9 protein-coding genes and 2 pseudogenes are annotated in these 9,573 nt (G+C 60.1%); 5 read left to right on the top strand and 6 right to left on the bottom strand.

The annotated features are described in order from the left end of the window. The 3 genes from HV770_RS26990 to HV770_RS26980 all read left to right on the top strand — a co-directional run. A partial coding sequence (locus HV770_RS26990; protein ID WP_175164650.1) for an SPASM domain-containing protein occupies positions 1-358 on the top strand: 358 nt, incomplete at its 5' end. Positions 359-458: 100 nt separating this feature from the next. Further along, positions 459-857 (top strand): hypothetical protein, encoded by a 399-nt coding sequence (locus HV770_RS26985; RefSeq protein ID WP_246291204.1) that lies wholly within the window; start codon positions 459-461, stop codon positions 855-857. Between the two features lie 147 nt (positions 858-1,004). Further along, positions 1,005-1,220 carry a hypothetical protein gene (locus HV770_RS26980; protein WP_175164649.1) on the top strand — a complete coding sequence of 72 codons (216 nt, stop codon included), beginning with the start codon at positions 1,005-1,007 and terminating at the stop codon, positions 1,218-1,220. 409 nt (positions 1,221-1,629) lie between these two features. On the opposite strand, the gene HV770_RS26975 is transcribed toward HV770_RS26980, so the two are convergent. Together HV770_RS26975 and HV770_RS38920 are read right to left on the bottom strand one after the other, a co-directional pair. Beyond that, entirely contained in the window at positions 1,630-1,938 is a 309-nt protein-coding gene (locus HV770_RS26975; protein ID WP_175164663.1) for a hypothetical protein, read from the bottom strand. Between the two features lie 286 nt (positions 1,939-2,224). Continuing rightward, positions 2,225-2,404: pseudogene (locus HV770_RS38920) on the bottom strand (UTP--glucose-1-phosphate uridylyltransferase); the annotation flags it as partial. Positions 2,405-2,930: 526 nt separating this feature from the next. Between HV770_RS38920 and HV770_RS26965 the strand changes: the two are divergent. Then, positions 2,931-3,836 (top strand): glutamate/aspartate ABC transporter substrate-binding protein, encoded by a 906-nt coding sequence (locus HV770_RS26965; protein ID WP_175164647.1) that lies wholly within the window; start codon positions 2,931-2,933, stop codon positions 3,834-3,836. 21 nt (positions 3,837-3,857) lie between these two features. On the opposite strand, the pseudogene HV770_RS26960 reads toward HV770_RS26965, so the two are convergent. Beyond that, positions 3,858-4,109: pseudogene (locus tag HV770_RS26960) on the bottom strand (carboxymuconolactone decarboxylase family protein); the annotation flags it as partial. 118 nt (positions 4,110-4,227) lie between these two features. On the opposite strand from HV770_RS26960, the gene HV770_RS38915 reads away from it, so the two are divergent. Beyond that, positions 4,228-4,602, top strand: a complete 375-nt coding sequence (locus HV770_RS38915) for a transposase (protein ID WP_425497482.1) — start codon at positions 4,228-4,230, stop codon at positions 4,600-4,602. A 528-nt stretch (positions 4,603-5,130) separates the two neighbouring features. Here HV770_RS38915 and HV770_RS26950 read toward each other — a convergent pair. Genes HV770_RS26950 through ctaD form a run of 3 tightly spaced genes read right to left on the bottom strand, consistent with a single transcriptional unit; the run spans position 5,131 to position 9,568 of the window. Continuing rightward, the gene (locus HV770_RS26950; protein WP_246291202.1) at positions 5,131-6,423 is read right to left on the bottom strand and encodes a c-type cytochrome; all 1,293 of its coding nucleotides are present in this window, start codon (positions 6,421-6,423) and stop codon (positions 5,131-5,133) included. Between the two features lie 49 nt (positions 6,424-6,472). Then, positions 6,473-6,952, bottom strand: coding sequence for a hypothetical protein (locus HV770_RS26945; protein ID WP_175164645.1), 480 nt, complete (start codon positions 6,950-6,952; stop codon positions 6,473-6,475). Between the two features lie 15 nt (positions 6,953-6,967). Next, complete coding sequence (gene ctaD, locus HV770_RS26940; protein ID WP_175164644.1) at positions 6,968-9,568, bottom strand: cytochrome c oxidase subunit I; 2,601 nt, start codon at positions 9,566-9,568, stop codon at positions 6,968-6,970. Between the last annotated feature and the right edge of the window lie 5 nt (positions 9,569-9,573).

Here is a 9,573-nt window from a genome sequence, read left to right as displayed (position 1 = left end):
CTGCGTGACCGCGGAGTTTTGCGGCAAGGCATTGGCCATCGAGCATGACGGCGAAGTCTACTCGTGCGATCACTATGTTTATCCCGACTACGCGCTGGGCAACATCCGTGCAACGCACCTCGGCGAGATGGCATTCTCGGCGCGGCAGCAAACCTTCGGCTACGCCAAGCGAAATTCTCTTCCAGCGTTTTGCCGACAGTGCAAGCACCTCAAACTCTGCTGGGGGGAGTGTCCGAAGAATCGCTTCGTGCGCAGCCCAGACGGCGAGCCCGGATTGAATTATCTATGTTGGGGCATTCGTCGCTTTCATGACTATGCGGGCCCCGCTCTCAGACAGTTGGCAAGGCAGTCTGAATGATTGGTGGAAAGTCGCTCGCTTCGAAGCACAGTGGCGACGCCGAACTGTCGGGATCGCAGCTGGGTGCCTGCGAAAATTGAGTTTTTTCTTTGGAGGCCGTATGGACGCTAACCTGGTGAAGCGAATAGCACTCGCGTTGCAAGAAGCGGCGCGCAATCGCACGCTCTTGCCGTACCAACGCCTTCACGCGATGCTGCCGGGTCAATTGCCTGTGTCCTTGCGCTACGACGTGCTCGAAGCGGCTGCAAAAAAACTCGAGGACCTCGAAATCTGCGACTACGGTGTGCTCCTCGCACTGGATAGCGGGATGCCGGGTTCAGATTTCTTTCTGCGCTTCCGGAGGCGCCGGCTTGCCGACTATATTCTGGCCTTGGGCGACCCGCGATACACCCGCCCAACGCGCAAGATGAAAACGGCGCTCGTGGCCGCCGAGCGCGCAAGGGTCTATCAGCATGCGGTCTCCTGTGCGACAGCTCGTCCAGTAGCCGAACGAGTATGACCGCTTTCCAGGCGCTTATCGGCTTGCGTTAGATTGACTTCCCGCATAGGAAACGAGCATCTGCGAGAGAGCGTCCGTCATCTCGCTGTCGTCGATGCAAGGGCCCGGATCGTTTAGCGCTGCATTGATCATCGTGGCGACCACGACTTGAAACGCAATGCGCAATTGCATCAGCGCCTGCTAATCGGCAACATCGATCTGTGCGCGCCGCTGGACGACGGCCAGTACGCGGCGTTGCGTGCGGCACTGCTCAAGCACAAGCTACTGGTGTTCCAGTCCGTCTCATCTGCTTCCTTCACGGACATGTCGATGTATTCGAAAGGGGAGTTGGTAAGGAGGCACCGGCACGTTCGACCAGTCTGAAAAACTGGACGTACGCAAAGCCTGCGCAGAAGACATCAAGTGTTAGGACGCAAACCCATGTTGACCGCGCGACGGAGTGCTTCGGCAGGAAGAGCAATGAGGTCGGACGCGGCAGGGTTGACGCAGAAACCTGGCTGCCAAAGGCCACAACGAACGGATTCACGCCCGCGAGAGGGGGCGCTTGGAATAGTTCACTGCAAATCCATAGAACAGGGTTGCGAACAGAGCGGCGCTGATCGCGATGGGGAGTGTGCTACCGCTTCCGTTGGTCGCGTGGTTTTTCGCATAGCAGATAGCTCTCGCCTTCGATTTGCACGACGTGTGCGCGCTGCAGCACCGGTCGAGCAAGGCAGTGGTAAGCCGTTCGATTACCGGCATGTGGCCCGCTGCGTAAGCACGGCAGGGGTGACTATTCGTAGCCGAGCCTGTGACTCAGAATGGGCGCGAAAAAGAGTGCAATCGCAGAGCCCGCTGCCTTACCTTCGAGTTCGGCGGCCGCAGCCGCGGCCTGCATTCCATACGAATGCATGAACAGATCAACTAACTGGGGTAGGCAGTAAAATACTGCAATCGCAATGCAATAAGATTGCACGACGGATATACGCCAGCCCTTCTCGATGGCGACAGCAGCGCAGACAATGCGCAGAATGGCGAACAATACGAGCGCACCCACGGCTGCCTGTTCGCGGACCAGATACTCTGGAATAAACTCGCCCATAACTTCCTGTGCACCCGCTACGTTTAACCGCCTTAAATTGAAATCCATCCGTTCGAACTTTGCGGTCGGACGGTCGACTGCCTTGGGGTAATCGTTCTTCGACGTCGAGGAACGAGCCGACAGGTTTCGATATTACCGACGCCGCGCCAGCGCCACAGAGGGGCGGCCGAATGGACCATAGTCTTGGCCGATTTCGTCAAGATTCACCGACCGTCGGCCGAATCCCATTCGTGTTGTCGCAAAACCTGCGGTGGCGTGTTGGCCGTATCCGCGACGGATCAGTTTGTCAGCATCCGGGTCTTGGCGAGCGCACAAGCAGATGCTCATCGAAATCGGCGGCCACTTGCGGGTGGCGCAAGGCGAACTCGACGGTCGCCTTCAGATAGCCCAGCTTGCTGCCGCAGTCGAAGCGCGTGCCGCGATACTTCTACGCCAGCACCTGCTCGTCGGCGAGCAGCGACTGGATCCGCCTTCGTGACCCGCATACTCAACGCGGACTCCTCGGCCATTGCCGACATTGGGGGTACCCCGGGTTCTACGTCAGCAGTGTGGCGGACTGCTGACGGTGGCGGCCTGGAGCAGCCGGACTGCAGCTTCCTGCATCAGCGAATTCACACTCCCGACCCTTAAGTGCCCGCTGCAACCGCCCAACTTTGGTGGCCGCAACCGGATGCTTACGGTCATTACGGCGTTGCGCAACTCAAAAGCCTATCCCACGCAGTCTGCATGCAGGAAGCACTGCGGACGCTTTCCAGCGCGTCTCAATCACTCAAGCGGTTGAGCTGGCGCGCGGGTGAACACACGCCAGTTCGTTGCCTTCCCACTGAGCAACACTTCTTGTGATCTCGACGAGGCCGAGCAGCGCCGCCGGCGTGCCATTGAGGTGAACCCCTAGGACAGTCGGACCTAACGTGGAACCATGGGTAAATACATATGTAGCGGTATTTGTTTTCATGGCAACATATGTATCATTCACACCAGACGAGTAATCTATGAAAACGAAGCCGCTGCTCGCATCAGCTTTCGCGCTTACCGCGCTGTCGCTCGTCACGGGGACGAGCCACGGCCAAGGAAGGCAGCCGACACTTGCCAAGATTCAAAGCACGAATCTGATCGCGGTCGGCCATCGAGAAACATCCGTGCCGTTTTCGTATGTCGATACCAACAACAATGTCGTTGGGTTTTCGCAGGACTTGTGCAACAAGGTAATCGACGCGGTGAAGGTGAAGACCCAGCACCCCGATCTGCGCGTGCGCTTCATTCCAGTGACGTCGCAGAACCGCATTCCACTTGTACAGAACGGCATGATCGATCTCGAATGCGGCGTGACGACCAATCTCACGGCGCGCCAGAACCAGGTCGCGTTTTCGGACACATTCTTTGTCGCGACGACGCGTCTGCTCACGAGGAAGGATTCCGGCATCAAGGACTTTCCCGATCTCGCGGGCAAAACCGTAGTGACGAATCAGGGCACGACGTCCGAGCGCATTCTTCGCAAGATGAACGAAGAAAAGAAAATGGACATGAGTATCATCAGCGCCAAGGACTACGGCGAGGGACGCGCGACGCTTGAAACCGGCCGCGCAGTCGCTTACATGATGGACGATGTTCTGCTGGCCGGCACGCGCTCCCTGACGGCGAAGCCCTCGGACTGGGTGCTGGTTGGCACGCCGCAGTCATCGGAGGCTTACGGCTTCATGATGCGCAAGGACGACCCGGAGTTCAAAAAGCTCGTCGACGATGCAATGAGCCAGGTGATGAGAAGCCCGGAGATCAAGACGCTGTATGACAAGTGGTTCACGAAACCGGTGCCGCCGAAGAACATTAATTTTGAATTCCCGATGAGCGGGACGATGCAGAAGCTCTTTGCCGAGCCGAACGACAAGGCATTCGAGTAACGCGTGGGCGAAACGGCGTGACTCCGCGAAGGGCAGATCGGTCTGCCCCTCAGCGCGCGTTCCGAACGTGTCGAGCGTCATCGCCACGAGCGCGTAGTAGCCCAGCAACCCGACGAGATTCACGACGACCGTATGACCGAAGCGCGCGACAGCGGCGTCGTACGTGGCAGCGCTTCCGCGCTTCGCGTCGTAGAGCTCGGTGGCAAAATCGAAGATGATCTTGTCGTCGGCATCGGCGAAGGTCGACCTTTTTCCTGTGCGCAGCGCTTCGGCGACACGTATTCCTGGAATGTGTCGGGTTCTTCACTTGGCTTGCCGTTGCCTGCTTCCGGCAATTGTTGACAACGAACGCAACGAGCTCACGGGGTTGAGTCGGTCAATGATGCGAGATATGTACGAGCGACTCGTACTGCTGGATAAGCAGATCGCCCGGTATGATGAGTTAATCCATCAAGTGCACAAGACATCCCCTGCAAGTCAGCGGCTTGAGAAGATTCGAGGCGTCGGGCCGCTGATCGCAACTGCTGTCAGCGCTGCAGCGGGGAGTGCCGCTGAATTGTCAAACGGCAGACAGTTTGCGGCGTGGCTGGGCTTGACGCCACGCCAGCACTCACCAGGCGGCAAGGATCGCCTGTTCGGTATCACGAGGCGCGGTTACGGATATCTGCGAATGCTGCTGGTACACGGCGCCAGATCGATCGTCCAGCAAGCCATAAAGCATACCGATACGCTCTCCCGATGGATATTCGATGCACCGCCGGTATGAACGGAGCAACGATCGGATGGCGGAAATTGTTTTGCCTCTTCATTGGTTGCACGAGTGATCTGACTCAATGGCAAACAGGTCGGACCGTCGGTGACAAAACCTGCGCAGCCTTAGGGTTCTCGAAGCCGTGGATATAAGTAAGAGTCGTTGGGCGAAATCCATTGGGGGCGGGCACAGGCGTGCCACATAAAGGCGAATGGATATATGCAATCCTGCACCTGCTCGCTGTAGAACAGATCGTTTGGCAAACGGGACGAGGCCATGTAAAAGCAGCAACCGCCCATCAAGTCGTGCACACGAAATACCTTCGCAAAAAGGGAGGCGTCCATATAAAGGCATGCTGCCTGGACCCTTGAACTTGTTTGGAGCGCGTTAGAGACGTTCAGCATCCCGTCATCGCCGGGACACCTCAAAAAGACAGCCAAACGCGCCGACGGGCCAGGTTTCGCCGTCGGATTGCAACTCCGCCGAGTTTCCACACGGCCTGGGTCAACAGCAGTCGGTCGACGACCAAACGTACGACACCGATCATTTATGAATCGCCGACCTCAACTCGCGCACGTCTCTATCGGACACCGGCGCGGCGTGATTGCCCCAGGTGTTCCTGATGAAGCTGATAACGTCCGCGATTTCGGTGCTGGTCAATTGATCGTTGAACGCGGGCATTTTTTTCGGCTTTCGCTGATCGTCGGTCTTCGGGCTCTCGCTGCCTTCAATCACGATGCGCATGATCGAGGTCGGATCGGCCGACATAACGAGCGCATTGCCCGCAAGCGCTGGGGCTTTGCCAGACTCGCCCTTGCCGTCCATGCGGTGGCAGCGCGCGCAATACGATAGATAGAGGCCCGCGCCGGGACGCTCAAGCTCGCCGGTATCGACGGCTCTTGTCGTCAACATCTTCGCGTGTTCGTTGTTGTCGAACGTGCCGCTCGGATTGCGCGCGGGCAGCGATTTCAGATAGGTCGCGATAGCGCGCAGGTCGGCGTCGCTCAGGTACTGCGTGCTTTCTTCGACCACCGGCGCCATCGCGCCGAACGCGGTTGCACGCGCGCCGTGTCCGCCGCGCAGAAACGCGACGATCTCGTCTTGCGACCATCGGCCGAGGCCGCTCGCGGGATCGCCGGTCAGATTCGGCGCGGCCCAGTTGTCATTGATGCCGCCCGTCAGGTAGCGCTCGCTGCGATCGTTGTAGCCCAACTCGTTGTATGCGGGGCCGCGCGGCGTGTGGCATGCGCCGCAGTGTCCGAGGCCTTGCACGAGATACGCGCCGCGATTCCATTCGGCGCTATGGTGCGAATCGTCGACGTAGCGCTCGTGATTGCCGAACAGATGACTCCAGAAGAACATCGCCCATCGCTGATTGAATGGGAACGGCAAGTGCGTGACGGGCGGGCGGTTCGGCGATGCTTTCACTCCATGCATGAAGTACGCGTAAAGCGCGGTGACGTCCTCGTCGCTCAGCTTCGCGAACGACGGATACGGCATCGCCGGATATAGCCGTTGGCCGTGCGGCGTTTTCCCCGCGCGCAGGACGTCGGCGAATTGGTGCAACGTGTAGCGGCCGATGCCGAACGTCGGGTCGGGCGTGATGTTGCCCGCGTAGATCGGACCGAATGGCGAATTGACCGGCATGCCGCCCGCGTAGGGCGTTTTGTCGGCGGCGTCGTGACAGGCGGAGCAATCGCCCGCCTTCGCGAGATACGCGCCGCGCTCAATCTGCATCTGGTCCGTCGCGACCGGCGAGTCGCGCGTGATAGCGGCGAAACTGTCCGGGCCGCTGTCGCGTTTGCAACCGCCGAGCAAACCGAGCGCACAGCTCATGACGAGCAGCAATAAGGTGGATGACGGAGCGCGCGTTGTTTTCATCGCGTCAGTACCATACGCCGCACGGGCCGACGAACAACGGCGCGAGCCACACGAAGATCACACCGACCAGAAAGCCTGTGCTCACCAGCGCGCTGCAAAGTGCGATGAAGCGCACGCGTAAGGCGTCGTCGGTGCGAAGCTGATTCGGCGAGCGCAGCGCTTCGTGGTGATGCGGATGCGGTTCCTCGGCGCGCTTGCCGCTGCGCGCCAACCTGAACCCGTACCATGCGAGACCCGCACACGGGGCGGCCACCAGCACCGCGACAATCGAAATGGCGAAAATCGACGTAGTAAAGCCGTTCCACAACGGCGCGGGGCGCGGCGCGCTAACGCCATAGCAGGCGGTCGCGGAAAGCACTTCGGAGACGATCACCTGCAACAGCCAGATACCCGGCGCGCCGAACAGCCCGGCGATCGCGCAAGCGGCCAGAAGTTTGCGCCGCGCGGCGAACGGCTGCGATGTCGAAAGTCCCGATTCAGGCATGGCCAACACGCATGATTAGCGCCCTCTCAGGATGAACGGCGACAGATACAGCGTGGAGAAGATGAAGAGCCACACCACATCCACGAAATGCCAGTACAAACCGCCGATCGTAATCGGCGCGGTACGCCGCTGGTCGAGATAGCCGAGCTCGATCCACACCGTCATCACCGCGAGCACAATCAGCCCGACTACGACGTGCGCCATATGAAAGCCGGTGATCGTGAAGTAAAGCGAGCCGTACAGATGCGCGGTCAGTCCATACGGATGGTCTTTCCATTCTTTTATCTGGATCAGCAGAAACACGATGCCGAGCGCGATCGCAATGAGCATCGAGACGATCGACGTGAGTTTGCGGCCCTTCCTGAGCACACGCTCCGCAAACCACACGAACACGCTGCTCGACAACAGAAACGCCGTGTTGAGCGCGCCGATGCCGACCTTCGGCATGCCTTCGGGCGGCCACGCAAGATGGGTTTGCGTTTCCAGATAGAGATACGAAAAGATCAGATAGCCGAACAGACACGCTTCTGTCGCGACCAGTGTCAGCACGCCCCACCAGCCGCCCGAGTGCTCGCCCGCGCTGCCCACCGGCAGCGTCGCGTCGAGGTCTTGCCTGGATGTATCGACGCGCGCGCTCGGCGGCGGCGGTTCGCGCTGCGCAAGCGCGCGGCGCGGCCAGAGCCATACGATCATCGCGGCCGCGCAGGCGACGGTCATGGCCGCGACGAACGCAGGGCTGTGCACGAGCAGTCCGACGAAGAAGAGCGCGCTGAACAGGCCGAGAAAGAACGGCGTGTAGGTGTCGTCGGGCATCTTCAGGATCACGTCGGCGCTGCCGCTCAACGGCGATACGCCGAGCGTTTCGCGGCCGCAATGCAGCAGGTACCCGGTGGTGAAGCTCGAACGCCCGGTGATCTCATCCATGCGGTCTTCCCACAGCGGATGACGCGACGCGATCATCGGCAGCACGGCAAAGTTGTAGGGCGGCGGAGGCGACGACACGGACCATTCGAGACTGGCGCCATCCCACGGATTCGCGCCGGCGCGCGCGCCGCGTTTCGCCGAATACAACGCATTGACGACGAACATCAGCACACCCATGCCGAACACGAAAGAGCCCACGGTAGTCAGCATGTTGCTGAGATCCCAGCCCATGCCCTCGGGATACGTGTAAATGCGCCGGGGCATACCGAGCAACCCAGAGATGTGCATCGGGAAGAAGCCCAGATTGAAGCCGATCAGCACAATCCAGAACGTCAGCTTGCCGAAGCGCTCGTGCATGAGCCGGCCCGTGAACTTCGGAAACCAATAGGTGATGCCGCCGAGCACAGGAAACACGTTGATGCCGAGCAGCACATAGTGCAGATGCGCGACCACGAAGTACGTATCGGTGAGCTGCCAGTCGAGCGGCACCGCGGCGGTCATCACGCCTGAAACGCCGCCGATCACGAACATCAGCACGAAGCCCGCGAAGTAAAGGAACGGTGTTTTGAAAACGGGCCGGCCCAGCCAGATCGTCGCGATCCATGCGAATACAGCAACCGCACTCGGCACGGAAATCAGCATGCTGGCCGCGCCGAAAATCGCGAGCGCGAGCGGCGGCAGCCCGGTCGCGAACATGTGGTGGATCCACACTTCGAAGCCGATCAGCATCGTCGCGACCGTCGAAACGGCGACTGCCGCATACGCGACGAGAGGCCGGCGGCAGAACGTGGGCAGCGCGTCCGACACGATGCCCATCGCAGGCAGCACGATCACGTACACCCACGGGTGCGCGAACATCCAGAACAGGTGTTGCCAGAGCAGCGGCCGTCCGTCACTCGCGACATCGAAGAAATGCGTGCCGATGTTGCGATCCATCCACAACAGAAGGAACGCGAGGCTCACCGCCGGCACTGCGAACAGGTTCGCGAACGAGGCTGTCAGCGTGCCCCATACGATGATCGGCAGACGGTTGATCGACATGCCGTCCGCGCGCATTCTGAACAGCGTGACGACGAAGTTGGCCGCGCCCACCGAGGTTGAAATGCCGAGCAGCACCATGCCGAGCGCGTACACGTCGATGTTCGGGCCGCGGTTATAGTCGAGCGAAGCAAACGGCACGTAGTTGAACCAGCCGGCGTTCGGCGCTTCGCCGAGCGGAAAACTCGCATACAGAAAGATCCCCGCGAACAGAAACACCCAGTACGAAAGCGCATTCAGCCGCGGAAACGCCATGTCGCGCGAGCCGAGCATCAGCGGCCACAGGTAATTCGAAAAGCCGCTCAGCACGGGCAGCGCGTACAGGAAGATCATCGTCACGCCGTGCATCGTGAAGAGCTGGTTGTACTGGTCCGGCGTCAGCAGCGTTTCGTTGGGCCGCGCGAGTTGCAGCCGCATGATCAATGCTTCGACTCCGCCGAGCAGCAGAAAGCAGAACGCAGTGACGATATAGCGCAAGCCGATCTGCTTGTGATCGACGGTCGAAAGCCAGCCGCGCCAGCCGGGGCGGCTTTCCCACAGGTCATGCAGCCGCCGTTCCTCGGGCGAGCCCTTCGCCACTTGTCCCACTTCCGGTTCGCGGCGGAAAGTGACTTGCTGTAGTGCGGCCAGATCCTCGCTTCCAGTGGCAGCCATGTTGG

Origin of the sequence: Paraburkholderia fynbosensis (genome assembly GCF_902859935.1) — a bacterium.
GTDB classification, from domain to species: domain Bacteria; phylum Pseudomonadota; class Gammaproteobacteria; order Burkholderiales; family Burkholderiaceae; genus Paraburkholderia; species Paraburkholderia fynbosensis.
This window is presented reverse-complemented; position numbering and strand designations above follow the sequence as displayed.